A 16,369-nucleotide genomic window follows, 5' to 3' on the forward strand; every position below is an offset into this window, starting at 1 on the left:
CCCCGATGTCCCGCACCCCGGTGACCCGCCCCTCCGCACGGCGGTGGCCCGCCGTCGTCGTCGCCCTCGCGGCACCGATCGCGCTGGTGGTGGTGCTCCTGGCCGCCTCGTGGGCGCCGGCCGACGGGCTGGCACGGGTGCAGGCGGCGGTGGTCAACGAGGACGAGCCGGTGACGCTCGAGGGCCAGTACACGCCGCTCGGCCGGCAGCTCGCCGGTGCGCTCGTCGAGGGCTCCGAGGTCGCCGCGAACTACGAGTGGGTCGTCACCGACGAGGCCGACGCGACCGCCGGCCTGCAGGACGGCACGTACGCCGCCGTCGTGACGATCCCCGAGAACTTCTCGGCAGCGGCGACGTCGTTCGCCTCCGGGGAGGGCACCGCCGAGCAGGCGACCGTCGAGATCACGTCGCCCCCGGGTGCCACGACCGTCGACCAGGCCGTCGCGTCCACCGTCACCACGGCCGCCACCCGGGTGCTGGGCGAACAGCTCACCACGACGTACATCGAGAACGTGCTCGTCGGCTTCACCACCCTCAGCGAGCAGCTCGGCGAGGCCGCCGACGGCGCGACCGCCCTGGCCGACGGGGTCGGCCAGCTCGCGGACGGCACCGGGCAGCTCGCCACGGGTGCCGACGGGCTCGCGACCGGTGCGGCGACGCTCGCCGACGGCACCACGCAGCTGCAGGACGGGTCGTACGAGCTGGCGACGGGCACGTCGCAGCTCGCCACCGGTGCCCGGGGTCTCGCGGACGGTGCGCAGCAGCTCGCCGACGGTGCGGGGGCGTCCGCGACGGGCGCCCGCGAGCTCGCGAACGGCGCCACGGGGCTGACGACGGGGACGTCGCAGCTCGCCGGTGGGCTGGGGCAGACGGCGGCGCAGATCGCCGACCCGACGACCGGCCTGCCTGCCCTGGACGCCGGTGCGACCGGGCTGGCCACGGGCACCCGTCAGCTCGTCACCGAGATGCTCTCGACGGCGCAGCTCCTGGCGACGGTCAACGGCTGCACGGCTCCCACCGACAGCCCGACCTGCGGGATCGCGCTCGGCCAGGTGGCGGCCCTGCAGGAGCAGCTCGACCCCGCCAGCGCCGAGTCCCTCGTGAACGGTGCGGACCGGCTCGCCGGCGGGATCGGCGTCGCCGTGAACGGCGACGGCACCGTCGAGAACCCCGGCCTCGTCGTCGGCCTCCAGCAGCTCGCCGGTGGCGCCGCGGCGCTCGACACGGGCGCCCGGACCCTGGCCGGCGGCGCCGGTCAGCTCGCCGACGGCATCGACCAGCTCGCGGCGGGCACGTCCGGCCTCGCGGACGGCGCGTCCACCCTCGCGGACGGCGCGTCGCAGCTCGCGGGCGGGTCGTCGCAGCTCGCGGCGGGCGTCGCGCAGCTCGGTGGCGGCGCGTCGCAGCTCGCGGACGGCAGCGCGCAGCTGGCCGACGGCGTGCGGCAGACGAACGAGGGCGCCGGTCAGCTCGCCCAGGGGACCGCGGAGCTGGGCACCGGCCTGGGTCAGGCCGTCGACCAGCTCCCCACGACGCCGGAGGACGAGCGCGCGAACCTCGCGCAGGTCGTCACCGCGCCCGTCGCCGCGCCGTCGTCGGCCGTGTCGGCGCCGCTGGGGCTCGTCTCGACCCTCGTCGCCGTGGCGCTGTGGATCGGCGCCCTCGTGCTGTTCCTCGTGTTCCGGCCGCTGCCCGCGCGCGTGGCCGGGTCGACGCGCTCGGCGCTCGGCCTGGTCGCCGGGGCACTGGCGCTGCCTGCGGCGGTGTCGGCGGTCGCGGGTGCGGCCGTGGGAGCCGTGGCCGGGGGCATCACCGACCAGGGCCTCGGGCGCACGCTCGGGCTCGTCGCCGTCGGTGCGCTCGCCGCCGTGGCGCTCGCCGCGTTCCACCAGGCGGTCGCCGCCTGGTTCGGCACGGCCGGCCGGGTCGTCGCGGTCGTGGCGGGCTTCGCCTTCCTCGTCGCGGGGCTCGCGGTGACGGTCCCCGCCTGGGTGGGCAGCTCGGTCGGCTGGCTCCCGCTGGGCCCGGTCGCCGACGGCCTGGGCGCCGTGGTCGGGGAGTCGCCGGCGTCGCTCCTCGGCGCGGTCGTCGCCCTGCTCCTGTGGGGCGTCGCGAGCGTCCTCGCCTCGGCGGGCGCCGCCACCCGCGCCCGTCAGGCCGTCGGCGCCCGCACGGTCGCCGCCTACGCCTGAGGCCGCCGCGGGAGGTGCCCCGGACCGGATCGCTCTCTCACGCCCCGAGGACGATCCAGCTCCGCCACCGGACCGGATCGCTCTCTCACGCGCGAGGGGGCGATCCAGTCCGGCTGGGAGGGGCGTCAGCGGCGGCGGACCGCCAGGACCCGCTGCAGGATGACGAACGCGAGCAGGACGACGCCGATGAACACGCGCGTCCACCAGGAGTCGAGGCCCTCGCGCGCGATGAGCACCTGGATCAGCCCGTACACGAGCACCCCGGCACCGGTGCCGAGGACGAACCCGACCCCTCCGGACAGCAGCGTGCCCCCGATGACGACGGCCGCGATCGCGTCGAGCTCCATGCCGATGCCCGTGAGGTTGAAGCCGGACTTCGTGTAGAGCGCGAACAGGACCCCCGCGATGCCGGCGCACGTCCCGGAGATGACGTACACCCACACGCGCGTGCGCGCGGGCCGCAGGCCCATGAGGTTGACCGCCGCTCCCCCGTCGCCCGCGCCCAGCCCGTACACCGACCGGCCGAACCGCGTGTAGTGCAGGATCAGGAACGCGATCAGCAGCACCGCCAGCGCGACGAGCATGCTGGCGTTGATGCGCCACAGCTGGCGACCCTCACCGAACTTCAGGCTCCAGGCGGCCAGCGCGGAGAAGCCCTCGTCGTCGATCTTCAGCGAGTTGACGCTGATGACGTTGGCGAGGCCGCGCGCGAGGAACATCACCGCGAGCGACGCGATGAACGGTTGGATGTCGAACACCTGGACCATCACGCCGATGAGCAGCCCGCACGACGTGCCGATGAGCACACCGACCACGAGCACCACCGCCAGCGGCAGCCCTGCGGTGAACATCTCGGCGATCGACAGCCCGACGAGCGCGACGACCGCCCCGACGGACAGGTCGATGCCGCCGGTGAGGATGACGAACGTCATGCCGACGGCGAGCACCAGCAGGTAGGAGTTGTCGACCAGCAGGTTCGACAGCAGCTTCATGCTGACGAAGTCGACGCGCTCGGTGGAGTACCGCTGCTGGCCGATGCCGAGCATCAGCGCCAGCGTGATCAGCGTGCCCAGCACGGGCAGGAAGCGCCGGTCGATGCCGCGCAGCGCCCGGCGCGCCCGGCGGGCCACGGTGTCCACGTCCTTGTCGGTCCGGACCATCTCCTGCGTGCTCATGCCGTGACCTCCGCGGCGGTCGTCGTCTCCACCGGGGCGGCCGGGGCGTCGCTGCGGTCGGCGCGTCGTCGGCCACGCAGCATGGCCCGCAGCGTCGGGGACGCCGCGACGCACACCGCGATGAGCACGATCGCCTTGAACAGGGGCGTGGTCTGCGACGGCAGCTGGAAGATGATGACGGCCCGCTCGAGCGTGCTCAGCAGCATGGCCCCGACCAGCAGACCGCCCAGGTAGAACCGGCCGCCGTCGAGCTTGGTGCCCCCGAGCACGACGACCATGATCGCGTCGAGCTCCTTCATCAGCCCGATGTTGTTGGCGTCGGCCGCCATGGTCGGCGCGCCGTAGACGAGGCCCGCGAGCGCGGCGAGGACGCCGGCGATGACGTAGACGGTCCACGTGGTGCGTCGGGCCTGCACGCCCGCGAGGCGGCTCGCCTCACGGTTGATGCCGATGGACTCGAGGAACATCCCGAGCGCGGTGCGCCGCACCACGACCGCCACGACGACGAACGCCCCGACGGCGATGACCACGGGTGTCGGGACGCCGAGGACGAAGCCGGAGCCGATGGTCTTGAAGGGCGGGCTCGTGACCGTGGTGATCTGGCCCTGCGTGATGAGCATCGCGATGCCGCGGCCCGCGACCATGAGGATCATCGTCGCGATGAAGGGCTGGATGCCGAGCCCGGCGACCATCGCCCCGTTGAACGCACCGCCGAGCGCCCCGACGGCGAGCCCGAGCAGCACGGCGGTCAGCACGGTGCCGACGTTCGACGGGTCGGCGGCGGTGTCGAGGTACGTCAGCGACACGGCCAGGCCGATCGCCATGACGGCGCCCACCGACAGGTCGATCCCGCCCGTGGCGATGACGAGGCACATGCCGAGCGCCAGCAGCAGCGGCGTCGCGCTGTTGCGCAGCAGGTCGACGATCTGGCCGAACAGGTGCCCGTCGCGCACGGTGACGTCGAGGAAGCCGGGGCTCATCACGCCGCACGCCAGCAGGAGCGCGATCAGCGCGACCACGGGCCAGAACAGCCCGTGGTGGGAGACCTCGCGCCAGACGGCGGCGCCACGGGACGTCCCCGACGCCGCCGGCGTCGTCGACGGCAGGGTCGGGGTCATGCGTGCGCTCCGCTCTCGGCGATGGTCTCGAGGATCGTGGCAGTCGTGACGTCGTCGGTGTTGACGAGGTCGTCGACCTTCTGGCGGTCGCGCATGACGACGAGCCGCTGACTCAGGCGCAGGACCTCCTCGAGCTCGGAGGAGATGAACACGACCGACATGCCGTCCTGCGCGAGCTCGGTGACGAGCTTCTGGATCTCGGCCTTCGCCCCGACGTCGATGCCACGCGTCGGCTCGTCGAGGATGAGCAGGCGCGGCGCGGTGGCGAGCCAGCGGGCGAGCAGGACCTTCTGCTGGTTGCCGCCGGACAGGTTGCGGATCAGCGCGTTCGGGTTGGGCGGCGTGATCTGCAGCGCGGTGATGTACTTCGCGACGACGTCGTCGAGCTGACGCCGGGGCAGCGGCCGCCAGGTGCCGCGGCGGGCCTGCAGCGCGAGGGCGATGTTCTCGCGGACCGTCAGGTCGCCGACGATGCCCTCCTTCTTGCGGTCCTCGGTGGAGTACGCGATGCCGCGGGCGAGCGCGGTCAGCGGCGACGTCAGCCGGGTCAGCGTGCTCTGGACGCGCACCTCGCCGGCGTCGGGCCGGTCGGCGCCGGCCAGGAGCCGCGCCATCTCGGTGCGGCCGGACCCGAGAAGGCCGGCGACGCCGAGGATCTCCCCGGCGTACAGGTTGACGTCGAACGGCTGCACCGAGCCGTTCCTGCCCAGGCCGACGGCCGTGAGGAACGGCGTCTCGCGCTCGGAGTGGATCGTGATGGTCGAGCGCGCCTTCTCCTCGATGCCCGCCAGCGCCTCGCGGGAGCGGCCGATCATCGCCGCGATGAGGTCGCGCCGCGGCAGGTCGGCGACGAGGTGCTCACCGACGAATCGCCCGTTGCGCAGCACGGTCACGCGGTCGGAGATCTCGTAGATCTGGTCGAGGAAGTGCGAGACGAACAGGATCGCGACGCCCTCGTCCTTCAGGCGCCGCACGACGCGGAAGAGCTCGGCGACCTCGGCGTTGTCGAGGCTCGACGTGGGCTCGTCGAGGATGAGGACCTTGGCGTCGACGACCAGCGCGCGCGCGATCGCGCACAGCTGCTGGACCGCGATGGTGTGCGAGGACAGCATCGAGCGGGGGTCGACGTCGAGGTTGAGGCGGGCGAGGAACTCCGCCGCCCGGCGGCGCGTGGCCCGCCAGTCGATGAAGGGCCCGCGGCGCACCTCGTGGCCGAGCATGACGTTCTCGGCCACCGTGAGGTTCGCGCAGAGGTTGACCTCCTGGTAGACGGTCGAGATGCCGGCGGCCTGCGCCTGGCTCGGGCCGTCGAAGCGCAGGTCCTGCCCGTCGACCTCGATGCGGCCGGAGTCGATCGCGTACACCCCGGTCAGCGCCTTGATGAGGGTGGACTTGCCGGCGCCGTTCTCGCCCATGAGCGCGTGCACCTCGCCCGGGAACAGGCGGAACGGCACGTCGTCGAGGGCCTTGACGCCGGGGAACGCGATCGAGATCCCCGTCATCTGCACGACGGGGGTGCGCTCGGCGGCCGGACCGGCGGCCGCCTCGGGCTGTGCTGCGGACATCGGTGTCCTTCCTGCGGACGGGCCCCGGGCGGCAGGTGCTCACCTGCCGCCCGGGGCGCCGGTCACGTGTCAGTACGCGCGGGCGTCGACCGTCTCCTGGGTGATGGTCTGGTCGAACGCCTCGTCGATGACGATGGTCTCCTTCGGCACGTCCTCGCCGTCGTAGACCTTCTTGATGAGCTCGGCGAGCTGGTCACCGAACACCGGGTTGCACTCGACGACGTAGTTGAACTTCTTGTCGACGAGCGCCTGCAGCCCGTCGCGTACACCGTCGACGGACACGATCTGGATGTCCTTGCCCGGCACCTTGCCGGCCGCCTCGATGGCCTCGATGGCGCCGAGACCCATGTCGTCGTTGTGCGTGAAGATCATCGTCATGTCGGGGTACGCCTGCAGCGCGGCCTCGACGGCCGTCTTGCCCTCGGCACGCGTGAAGTTGCCGGACGCCTTGCCGATGATCTGCTCGCCGACGACCTCGCCGAAGCCCTCCTCGCGGTCGACCTGCGCACCGGAGCCGAGCGTGCCCTGGAGCTCGAAGATCTTGGCGTCGGGCGCGTTCTCCGCGACCCACTCCCCCGCGGTCGTGCCCTCCTGCGTGAAGTCGGCGCCGATCCACGTGACGTACGGGTCCTCGACCGTCGTGTCGACCGTGCGGTCGACGAGCACGACCGGGATGCCGGAGTCCTTGATCTCCTGGAGGACCTCGTCCCAGCCGGTCTCGATGACCGGGGAGAACGCGATGACGTCGACGTCCTGCGCGATGAAGTCGCGCAGCGCCTTGATCTGGTTCTCCTGCTTCTGCTGCGCGTCGACGAAGGTGAGGTCGAAGCCGTTCTCCTCCGACAGGCTCTCCTTGACGGACTCGGTGTTGGCGGTGCGCCAGCCGGACTCGGCGCCGAGCTGCGAGAAGCCGACGCGGATGGCGTCGCTGCCGCCGCCGCCGCTCTCGCCGTCACCGCCGTCGCCCGACGTGTCGGAACCGCCGCCGCAGGCCGCCAGGGCCAGGACCGTGAACGTCGCGACGGCACCGGCGATGCCGGTCCGCGCGCGGTTGATGCCCTTCATGCAACTCCTCCTCGAGCAGCGCGGCCGACGTCGTCGTCAGCCGTCCAGGGATGCGTGACGGGATGAGTGTGAACGTTCTCAACGAGCACGTCAACGAGTTGAGGTTGCGGTTCGATCACGAGCGTCGCCGCAGGTCGCGGGCCGAAACGCGGTTCCCGCCACGCGACATGTGAGCGATCACATCCACACCGGGCCGTGACCTGCGAGGACACGACCGTGCGCGAGCCCAGGCTCCCGCACGCGCGGCGCGCGCGCAACGGTCCCGCGACCGGTGTCAGAGCAGGACGCGCGCCGGGTCCCGCGGCGGGGCCGTGCTCTCCCGCACCAGCAGCCGCGGCGACACCGCCACCGACGACGACGTCGACGCGCCGTCACGCGCCGCCAGCAACAGCTCGACGCAGCGGTACCCCAGCTCCTCGAGCTCCTGTGCGACCGTCGTCAGCGGCGGGACGAAGTGCGCCGAGCCGTCACCGTCGTCGTACCCGACGACCGACACGTCGTCCGGCACCCGCAGCCGCGCGTCGGCCAGGGCGTGCATCATGCCCAGCGCGAGCAGGTCGTTCGCCGCGAAGATCGCGGTCGGCAGGGTCGAGCGACGCCGCCGCACGCGGGCCACGAGCTCCTGGCCGGCGAGGTACCCGACCTCGGCGCTCCAGTCGTCCGCCCACAGCGTGCGCGGCGCGAGCCCCGCCGCCGCCATGGTCTCGCGGAACCCGACGGCCCGTGCGCGGGCGTCGACCCACGGCGCCGGCCCGGCCAGGTGCAGCACGTCGCGGTGCCCGAGGTCGAGCAGGTGACGCGTCGCCACCTTCGCCCCGGCCTCCTGGTCGATCGCCACCGCGAGCGCGTGCTCCCCGCCCGCGCGCCCGGCCACGACGACCGGGACCTGCGCCTTCGACTCGAGCACCGCCGCGGCGGCCTCGTCGTGCGACGCGACGACGACGATCCCGTCCACGCCCTGGTCGAGGAGGTGCTCGATCGCGGAGGCGACCTCGTCCTTGTGCTGCAGGTCCACGGTGGCCAGGGACACGAACAGGCCCTTCGCGCGGGCCGCCTGCTCGATCGACACCAGGGTGCGCGTCGGGCCGAACAGGTGGGAGCCCGACGCGACGACGCCGAACACGCCGCTGCGGCGGGTCTTGAGGGTGCGCGCCGCGCTGTTGCGGCGGTAACCGAGCTGCTGCATCGCGTCCAGGACGCGCTCGCGGGTGTCCGTCGCGACGTTCGGGTGGTCGTTGATCACCCGCGAGACGGTCTGGTACGACACACCGGCGACGCTCGCGACGTCCGTGATCGCCGGTGGCCGGGGCCGGGCCGTCACCGGGCGTCCCGGCGCGGGCCGCGGGCCGCGGGACGGTACGGCGGAGTCGGTGTGGGCGCGTCGGGCTCGGCGGGCACGCTCACCTCCAGGTGGTCGACCGGCAGGGGGCTCCACCGCGAGCCGCTCACCGCACAGTAGCGCCGATGCGTGCTCCTCACCGGGGACTCCCAGCGCCCACCGCGCGACGCTCCACTGCGACGACCACGAGGGCCAGCACGCCGGGCACCAGCACGCCGAGCGGCGGGACCGCCCGCACGGCCACGGCACACAGGCCGACGGCCAGCAGCACCAGCGCCGACCCCGCGAGGTCGTCGCCCGCGCGACGGCCGCCCGCCCGCACGACCTCGCGCCACGACGCGCCCGGTCGCCAGTCCCCCGCGGCCCGCAGCAGCCCGACGACGAGCACGGCGACGACGAGCCACGCGAAGACCTGCGTGCCCGCGCCGCCCGCGAGGCCGCCGTCGCCCGCGGCGACGTCGAACCAGAGCAGGACGAGCAGCGCGAGCGAGCCGAGCGCGTACGGCCACACGCCACGCAGCGCCGCGACGAAGTCCCGCCACAGGGCCCGCGGCCCTCCCGCCGCCCCGCTCGGGTACCGCAGGTGCGCCGCTCCCGCGGCGACGGCGGGCAGCACCGTGACGAGCGGCAGGCTCAGCACGCCGACGGCGAGCACCACGAGCAGCAGCTCACGCACCGGCGGCATCCCGCGGCGGGGCGCACGAGGCGCCGCGCCCGGCTCGGGGTCAACCTCCGGGCGACCGTCGGTCTCGGGGTGGGGCGCGCCCGGGTCGGGCGGATGCTGCGTGCTCACCCCGCCAGCCTCGCACGTGCGCGGGCCGGGCCGACTACCGTCGAGTCCTGCCCCGCGTCCACCTCGAGGAGGTGCAGGTGACCCACCGCCGGCTGCCGAAGTGGTCCGAGCTCGCGCCGCTGCTGCGTCCGCGGCCGCTGCGCCTCGACCCCGTGGAGCGGCGTCTGGCCGACGCCCAGACGATCGCCGACCTGCGCCGGGTCGCCCGGGCCCGCACGCCGCGCGCCGTGTTCGACTACACCGACGGCGCCGCCGAGGGGGAGCTCACGCTGCGCCGCGCCCGGCGGCTGTTCCGCGACCTCGAGCTGCGTCCGTCGGTCCTGCACGACGTGTCGCACGTCGACACGACCACCTCCTACCTGGGGCGCCCGTCCGCACTCCCCTTCGCGTTCGCGCCCACCGGGTTCACGCGCCTGATGCACCACGAGGGCGAGCGCGCCGTCGCACGCGTCGCCCAGCGCCGCGACATCCCGTACGCGCTGTCGACCATGGGGACGACCTCGATCGAGGACGTCGCCGCGGTGGCGCCCGACGCGCGCCGGTGGTTCCAGCTGTACGTGTGGAAGGACCGGTCCGCCGGCGAGGACCTCATGGCGCGCGCCCGGGCGGCGGGGTACGAGGCGCTCATGCTGACGGTCGACGTGCCCGTGGCCGGCGCGCGCCTGCGTGACGTGCGCAACGGGTTCTCGATCCCGCCGGCGCTGACGCCGTCGACCGTGCTCGACGCCGCGACGCACCCCGGCTGGTGGGTCGACCTGCTGACGACCGAGCCGCTGACCTTCGCGTCGCTGAGCTCGTGGAGCGGCACCGTCGCCGACCTGCTCGACAAGCTGTTCGACCCGACCATGACGATCGCCGACCTCGAGTGGCTGCGGGCGTCGTGGGACGGCCCGCTCATCATCAAGGGCGTCCAGACCGTCGAGGACGCGCGCCGGGTGACCGACGCGGGCGCCGACGCGGTCGTGCTGTCCAACCACGGTGGCCGACAGCTCGACAAGGCTCCCGTCCCGCTGCGCCTGCTGCCCGACGTGCTCGACGCGGTGGGCGACCGCACCGAGGTCTGGATGGACACGGGCATCACGCACGGGTCGGACGTCGTCGCGGCGCTGGCCCTCGGTGCCCGCGCCACGCTGGTGGGGCGCGCGTACCTGTACGGCCTGATGGCGGGCGGCGAGCGCGGCGTGGACCGCTCGGTCGAGATCCTCGAGCGCGAGGTGCGCCGGACGATGGCGCTGCTGGGCGTCGCCGACGTGGGCGGGCTGAGCGAGCGGCACGTGCGCCTGCCCTGACCGGCCTCGACGGTCGTGGCGGCCATGAAAGGTTTCGCGACTGGACGTGGAAATCGTTCTCCGGCCTACGGTCCTCGCACCCGCCGGGCGCTCGCCCGTCGCGCGTCGAAGGGGACGACATGAGAGCACTCCGGACCGGCGCCGCCGTCGCCGCGCTCGCGACCGCCGCCACGGGCCTCGCGCTCACCCCGGCGGCGCACGCCGCGGTCGGCTGCCGCGTCACGTACGCGGTGACCAACCAGTGGGGCGGCGGCTTCAACGCCGACGTCCGCATCGACAACCTCGGGGACGCCGTCGACGGCTGGGCACTGACCTGGGACTACCCGGCCGGCCAGACCGTGACCCAGGCGTGGAACGCCACCGCCACGCAGTCCGGCACGACCGTCACGGCGCGCAACGCCTCCTACAACGGCACCCTGCCGTCCGGTGGCAGCGCCGGGTTCGGGTTCACGGGCGCCTGGTCGGGGTCGAACCCCGCGCCGGCGGCGTTCAGCCTCAACGGCACGGCCTGCACCGGCACCGTCGGCCCCACGGCCACGCCGACGCCCACGCGGACGGCCGGCCCCACCCAGTCGCCCACGCCGACCACGAGCCCGCAGCCCACCCCCCAGCCCACCGGCGACCCCGACCCCACCACCCCGACCACCGGCGCCCGACAGCTCGAGAACCTCGACCGCGGCGTCGTGTCCGTGCGCTCGGGCACCGGCAACCTCGTGCAGTGGCGCCTGCTGGGCTGGGAGGACCGCACGACGGGCTTCCACGTGTACCGCGACGGCACGCGCATCACGTCGTCCCCGGTCACCGGCTCGACCAACCACCTCGACACCGCGGTGTCCCCGGGCGCGCGGTACACCGTGCGGGCCGTCGCCGGCGGCGTCGAGCGGGCCGCGTCGGCGCCGTCGCTGACGTTCGACGAGGGCTACCTCGACGTGCCGGTGTCCCGGCCGTCGTCGGACCACGTCATCAACGACGGCTCCGTGGGCGACCTCGACGGTGACGGCGACCTCGACGTCGTCCTGAAGTGGGACCCGTCCAACGCCAAGGACAACAGCCAGGCCGGCGTCACCGGCAACGTCTTCCTCGACGGCGTGACGCTCCAGGGCGAGCGGCTGTGGCGCATCGACCTGGGCCGCAACATCCGCGCCGGCGCGCACTACACGCAGTTCCAGGTCTACGACTACGACGGCGACGGGCGCGCGGAGGTCGCGGTGAAGACCGCCGACGGCACGCGCTCGGGCACCGGGCAGGTCATCGGCAACGCGTCGGCCGACCACCGCAACGGCGAGGGCTACGTGCTGTCCGGGCCGGAGTACTTCACGGTCTTCCGCGGCGACACCGGGGCGATCGGCGCGACGACGGACTACGTCCCGCCGCGCGGCACGGTGTCGAGCTGGGGGGACTCCTACGGCAACCGGGTGGACCGCTTCCTGGCGGGCACCGCCTACGTGGACGGGCAGCGGCCGTCGATCATCATGGCGCGCGGCTACTACACGCGGACCGTCGTCGCGGCGTGGGACTACCGCGACGGGCGCCTGACGCGCCGGTGGACGTTCGACTCGACCAGCTCGACGCCGGGCAACGCGGCGTACGCCGGCCAGGGCAACCACTCGCTGTCGATCGCGGACGTCGACGGCGACGGGCGCGACGAGATCGTGTACGGCGCGTCGACCATCGACGACGACGGGCGCGGGCTGTGGGTCAACGGCACGGGCCACGGCGACGCCGGGCACGTCGGGGACCTGGTGCCGTCCCGGCCCGGGCTCGAGTACTTCAAGGTCACGGAGGACAAGGCCCAGCCGAACATGTGGGTGGCCGACGCGCGGACGGGCCAGACCCTGTGGCGCAGCGGCAGCGGCGCGGACAACGGGCGCGGCGTGGCGGGCGACGTGTGGGCGGGCAGCCCGGGCGCGGAGGCGTGGTCATCGGCCGAGGCGGACCTGCGCGACGCCGCCACCGGCGCGTCCGTGGGCCGCAAGCCGTCGTCCGCGAACTTCCTGGCCTGGTGGGACGGCGACCCGGTGCGCGAGCTGCTCGACCAGACCCGCGTCGACAAGTACGGCCCCGGCGGTGAGACCCGCTTGCTGACCGGGTCCGGAGTGCGCTCCAACAACGGCACGAAGGCCACACCCGTGCTGTCCGGCGACATCCTCGGCGACTGGCGCGAGGAGGTCGTCTGGGCGCGGTCCGACGAGAGCGCGCTGCGCATCTACGCGACACCCGAGCTGACGTCCCTGCGGGTGCCGACCCTGCTCCACGACTCGATGTACCGCGTGGCGCTGGCCTGGCAGAACACCGCCTACAACCAGCCCCCGCACCCGTCGTTCTTCCTCGGGGACCCGTTCACGCCCCCCACCCAGCCGAGGATCTACGTCCGCTGACCCGACCCCCCACCCCACCCCCAACCCCCACCCCCGGGCGCGAGAGTGCAATCCAGTCACCCCACCCGACTGGATGGCACTCTCACGCCCACGCGCCCCCCCCCCCCCCCCCCCCCCCCCCCCCCCCCCCCCCCGCGAGAGCGCAATCCAGTCACCCCACCCCGGCTGGATTGCACTCTCACGCCCGGAGGGTGGGGCCGGGACACCCCAACCTCCCGGCGAGAGTGCAATCCCGTCACCCCCACGGACTGGATTGCACTCTCACGCCCGGAGGGTGGGGGTGGGGGTGGGGTGGGTCCAGGGGGCGCCGAGGGTGGTGAAGGTGGCGCAGTGCTCGGCGACGCGGGCGCACCAGGCGGCGACGTCGTGCACGACCGGGTGCGCGTCCGGCCCCGTGCCCTGCCACGCGACGTGCTCCGGGGCGATCGGGCGCGGGTCCCGTGCCGCGCGGACGGCGTCGAGGACGGCCATGAACGGCCCGGTGGCCGCGACGTCGCACCGCAGCGGGCGCGTGGGGTCGAGGCGCGCGGCGAGCAGGTCGTCCAGCAGGTCGGTGCGTGGCGCCCGCACGGTCCGCGTCCCGCGCGGTGACGCGACGTCGAGCTCGTCGTGCTCGTACCGCAGCGTGGCGCTGCCGGCGCTGCCCCGCACGACGACGGTCGCGGCGGCGCGCTCGGGGGCGCACAGCGTCAGCCCGGCCGCGACGCGGCGCCCGTCGGCGAGCGTCACGACGACGGACGACGTGTCGTCGGCCTCGATGGGGTGCGCGTGCCACAGGTCGGCCTCGACGTCGACGACGTCGGACGCGCGCGTCGCGCCCGCGACCCGCAGCGCCGACGCCACGGCGTGCGCGAGCGGGTTGGTCACGACGCCGTCGACGACGGGCACCCCGTCGAGCACGCGGCGGCCGGCCCACCGCGAGCGCGCGTAGTACGCCGACGTCCGCACCCACGTCCCGACGGCGCCGACCACCCGCACCTCGCCCAGCTCCCCGGACGCGACGACGCGCGCGAGCTCGTCGAGGGCGTCGGACCCGAACGTCTGGAACCCGACCTGGCAGCGGCGCCCGGTCGCGGCCGCGGCAGCGACCAGCGCGTCGTGCTCCGCGAGCGACGCGGCGGTCGGCTTCTCCAGCAGCACGTCGCAGCCGGCGAGCATCGCGTCGCGCGCGAGCCCGAGGTGCGTGTGGATGGGCGTGACCAGGACGACGACGTCCGGCGGGCGGTCGGCGAGCAGCGCCGCGAGGTCCGGGTACCAGGGGGTGCCGGCGGGGACGAGCGGGGCGTCGCCCGCGACGAGGTCGGTGCCCTCGACGGGCCGGGGGTCGACGACCGCGGCGAGCGTCGCGCGGCCGCGGGCGGCCAGGTCCCGCACGGTCCGCAGGTGCGAGCGCCCGTGCCCGTGCACGCCGACGACCGCGACCCGCGCGGGACGGGGCGTGCTCACGCCCATGCCCGGGCGGCGAGCTCGGCGGCCTCCTCGGCGGGCAGCGCCCGGTCGACGAGCACCGCGGCGAGGCCGGCCTCGAGCGTGCCGCCCGCGGGCACGTCGCAGACGCTGTCCCAGGCCAGCGCCGGCCCGGCGCCGGGGTACTCGGAGACGCGGACGAACCAGGGCCGCACGTGCGCCGGGGGCTGGACGAGCAGCAGCGTGGTCGTCGACAGCTCGCGCCGCTGGACGAACGCGAGCCACGGCGAGTGCGAGCCGTGCACGGCCGCCTCGCCGGCGAGGCCGTCGCCCAGGACCGACGTCGTGTCCGCCGGCGACAGCCGCCAGAACAGGCCGCCGTAGCCCGCCTGCGGACGGCCGTTCGTCGCAGGGCTCTCGATGCGCAGCGGGCCGTGGTCCGCGTGCAGCAGGCTGCGCCAGCGCAGCGTCCAGGCGAGGGCGTCGGGCCACGGCGCGGCGTCGAGCGTGCGCTCCTCGCGCAGCAGCGGCGCACCGTCCTCGTCCAGCCAGACCAGGTCCTCGACGAGCGAGGGCCCCGCGGCCCGGCGCGCGGTGGGCACCTGACGGCCGTGGTTGGGCAGCAGCGTCGGGCCCTCGTCGCGCAGGAACGTGCGACCGCCCCAGTACGACGTGCCGTTGACGACCGGCACGGCGAACGACATGCCGTAGTGGTGACGGTGGTCGACCGGGCTGACGTCCGTCAGGGACGTGCCGCCGGCGGTGTGCACGGGGTGCAGGTACGGGCGCGGCGCGTGGACGGGCGGTACGTCCGCCCCGGTGACGTACCGCGCGAGCGGCAGCGCGCCGTGCCCGGTGGAGGTGCCGACGAGGTCGGCCGTGGCGACGGCGGCCGTGTCGCCGTCGGCGTCGTCGAGCCGCCAGGCGAGGCCGGTGAGCGGCGCCGGGCCGGCGGGCTGCGCACCGCCCCGCTCGGCGCGCGCCAGACGCACGGACGGCGGCACCGGCCCGGTGCTGGCCCGCACCGCCAGGCGCGGGCGGATCGGGACCGGGTCGGCCAGGGGGTCCTGCCCGCTCAGGAGGGGCTGCAGGTGCTGCCAGGCCATGCGCCCCAGCTCGGCCTGCGGGACGGCGGCGGTGGTGAGCGACGGTGTGGCGAAACGCGCCAGCTCGACGTCGTCGAAGCCGACGATCGACAGGTCGCCCGGCACGGCGACGCCGATCTCGTTGAGCCGCGCCAGCAGGCCGAACGCGACGAGGTCGTTGTACGCGACGACGGCCGTGGGCCGGGCGGCCAGCACGTCCTCGGCGACGGCGTAGCCGGCCTCGACCGTCGCCCCGGCCGGCATCTCGGACAGCCGGACGTCCCCGCGGGCGGCGGCGGCGGCGCGCAGCGCCTCGAGCCGACGCCGGTGCGACGCGCTCTCGACGGGCCCGGCGAGGTACAGCAGGTGCCGGTGGCCGAGCACGAGCAGGTGCTCGACGATCTGCCCGATGCCGTCGGCGTAGTCGATCTCGAGCGTCGGCGTCGTGCCGTCGGGGTCGCGGTTGACGACGACCACGGGCCGCACCTCGGGCAGCAGGGCCCGCAGCGCGCGCTCGGGCATGCGCGGCGAGACCAGGACGAGCGCGTCGCAGCGCATGCGGGCGTCGACGACCACGCGCTCCTCGTCACCGGCGTGCTCGGCGGTGTCCGCGACGAGCACGCGGTACCCGGCGTCCGCGGCTGCCGCGGCGACGCCGCGCAGCACCTGCTGGAACATCGGGTTCGCCAGGTCGGGGACGACGACGGCCACGGTCTCGGTGCGCCCGAGCGACAGGCTGCGGGCGACGTTGCTGGGGCGGTAGTGCAGCCGGTCGGCGACCTCGCGCACGCGGGCGACGAGGTCGGCGTCGACGGTGTCGTGCCCGTTCATGACGCGCGAGACCGTCGCGCGCGAGACGCCGGCGGCATCGGCGACCTCGGCGATCGTCGCGGTGCCCCGGGGTCGGCGGGTCTGCGGCCGTGGAGCGGTCAACTGCGGCCTCCTGCGGGTCGGGCGGGCCGT

General features: G+C 74.6%; 11 protein-coding genes. 3 read left to right on the plus strand and 8 right to left on the minus strand.

The window, feature by feature from the left end; translation table 11 throughout:
• Positions 1 to 5: 5 nt before the first annotated feature.
• Positions 6 to 2,192 (plus strand): YhgE/Pip domain-containing protein, encoded by a 2,187-nt coding sequence (locus NP075_RS15995; RefSeq protein WP_227566006.1) that lies wholly within the window; start codon positions 6 to 8, stop codon positions 2,190 to 2,192.
• 125 nt (positions 2,193 to 2,317) lie between these two features.
• On the opposite strand, the gene NP075_RS16000 is transcribed toward NP075_RS15995, so the two are convergent.
• The 6 genes from NP075_RS16000 to NP075_RS16025 form a co-directional block, all read right to left on the minus strand.
• Positions 2,318 to 3,367: an ABC transporter permease subunit gene (locus NP075_RS16000; RefSeq protein ID WP_227566004.1), complete on the minus strand. Its 1,050-nt coding sequence runs from the start codon at positions 3,365 to 3,367 to the stop codon at positions 2,318 to 2,320.
• Positions 3,364 to 4,485 (minus strand): ABC transporter permease, encoded by a 1,122-nt coding sequence (locus NP075_RS16005; RefSeq protein ID WP_227566001.1) that lies wholly within the window; start codon positions 4,483 to 4,485, stop codon positions 3,364 to 3,366. The genes NP075_RS16000 and NP075_RS16005 overlap by 4 nt, the downstream gene beginning before the upstream one ends.
• Positions 4,482 to 6,050, minus strand: coding sequence for a sugar ABC transporter ATP-binding protein (locus NP075_RS16010; RefSeq protein ID WP_227583778.1), 1,569 nt, complete (start codon positions 6,048 to 6,050; stop codon positions 4,482 to 4,484). Before NP075_RS16010 ends, NP075_RS16005 begins: the two co-directional genes overlap by 4 nt.
• A gap of 69 nt (positions 6,051 to 6,119) precedes the next feature.
• Complete coding sequence (locus NP075_RS16015) at positions 6,120 to 7,115, minus strand: ABC transporter substrate-binding protein (RefSeq protein ID WP_227565997.1); 996 nt, start codon at positions 7,113 to 7,115, stop codon at positions 6,120 to 6,122.
• A 274-nt stretch (positions 7,116 to 7,389) separates the two neighbouring features.
• Positions 7,390 to 8,436: a LacI family DNA-binding transcriptional regulator gene (locus NP075_RS16020; protein WP_227565995.1), complete on the minus strand. Its 1,047-nt coding sequence runs from the start codon at positions 8,434 to 8,436 to the stop codon at positions 7,390 to 7,392.
• 154 nt (positions 8,437 to 8,590) lie between these two features.
• Positions 8,591 to 9,130 (minus strand): hypothetical protein, encoded by a 540-nt coding sequence (locus NP075_RS16025; RefSeq protein ID WP_227565994.1) that lies wholly within the window; start codon positions 9,128 to 9,130, stop codon positions 8,591 to 8,593.
• A gap of 194 nt (positions 9,131 to 9,324) precedes the next feature.
• On the opposite strand from NP075_RS16025, the gene NP075_RS16030 reads away from it, so the two are divergent.
• Together NP075_RS16030 and NP075_RS16035 are read left to right on the plus strand one after the other, a co-directional pair.
• Positions 9,325 to 10,536, plus strand: coding sequence for an alpha-hydroxy acid oxidase (locus NP075_RS16030; RefSeq protein WP_227565993.1), 1,212 nt, complete (start codon positions 9,325 to 9,327; stop codon positions 10,534 to 10,536).
• Between the two features lie 119 nt (positions 10,537 to 10,655).
• Entirely contained in the window at positions 10,656 to 12,914 is a 2,259-nt protein-coding gene (locus NP075_RS16035) for a rhamnogalacturonan lyase family protein (protein ID WP_227565992.1), read from the plus strand.
• Positions 12,915 to 13,175: 261 nt separating this feature from the next.
• Here NP075_RS16035 and NP075_RS16040 read toward each other — a convergent pair whose 3' ends face one another.
• Together NP075_RS16040 and NP075_RS16045 are read right to left on the minus strand one after the other, a co-directional pair.
• The gene (locus tag NP075_RS16040; protein WP_255630800.1) at positions 13,176 to 14,366 is read right to left on the minus strand and encodes a Gfo/Idh/MocA family protein; all 1,191 of its coding nucleotides are present in this window, start codon (positions 14,364 to 14,366) and stop codon (positions 13,176 to 13,178) included.
• Positions 14,357 to 16,339, minus strand: a complete 1,983-nt coding sequence (locus tag NP075_RS16045) for a DUF6807 family protein (protein WP_227566641.1) — start codon at positions 16,337 to 16,339, stop codon at positions 14,357 to 14,359. Before NP075_RS16045 ends, NP075_RS16040 begins: the two co-directional genes overlap by 10 nt.
• Positions 16,340 to 16,369 lie beyond the last annotated feature (30 nt).

Origin of the sequence: Cellulomonas wangsupingiae (assembly GCF_024508275.1) — a bacterium.
GTDB lineage: Bacteria > Actinomycetota > Actinomycetes > Actinomycetales > Cellulomonadaceae > Cellulomonas > Cellulomonas wangsupingiae.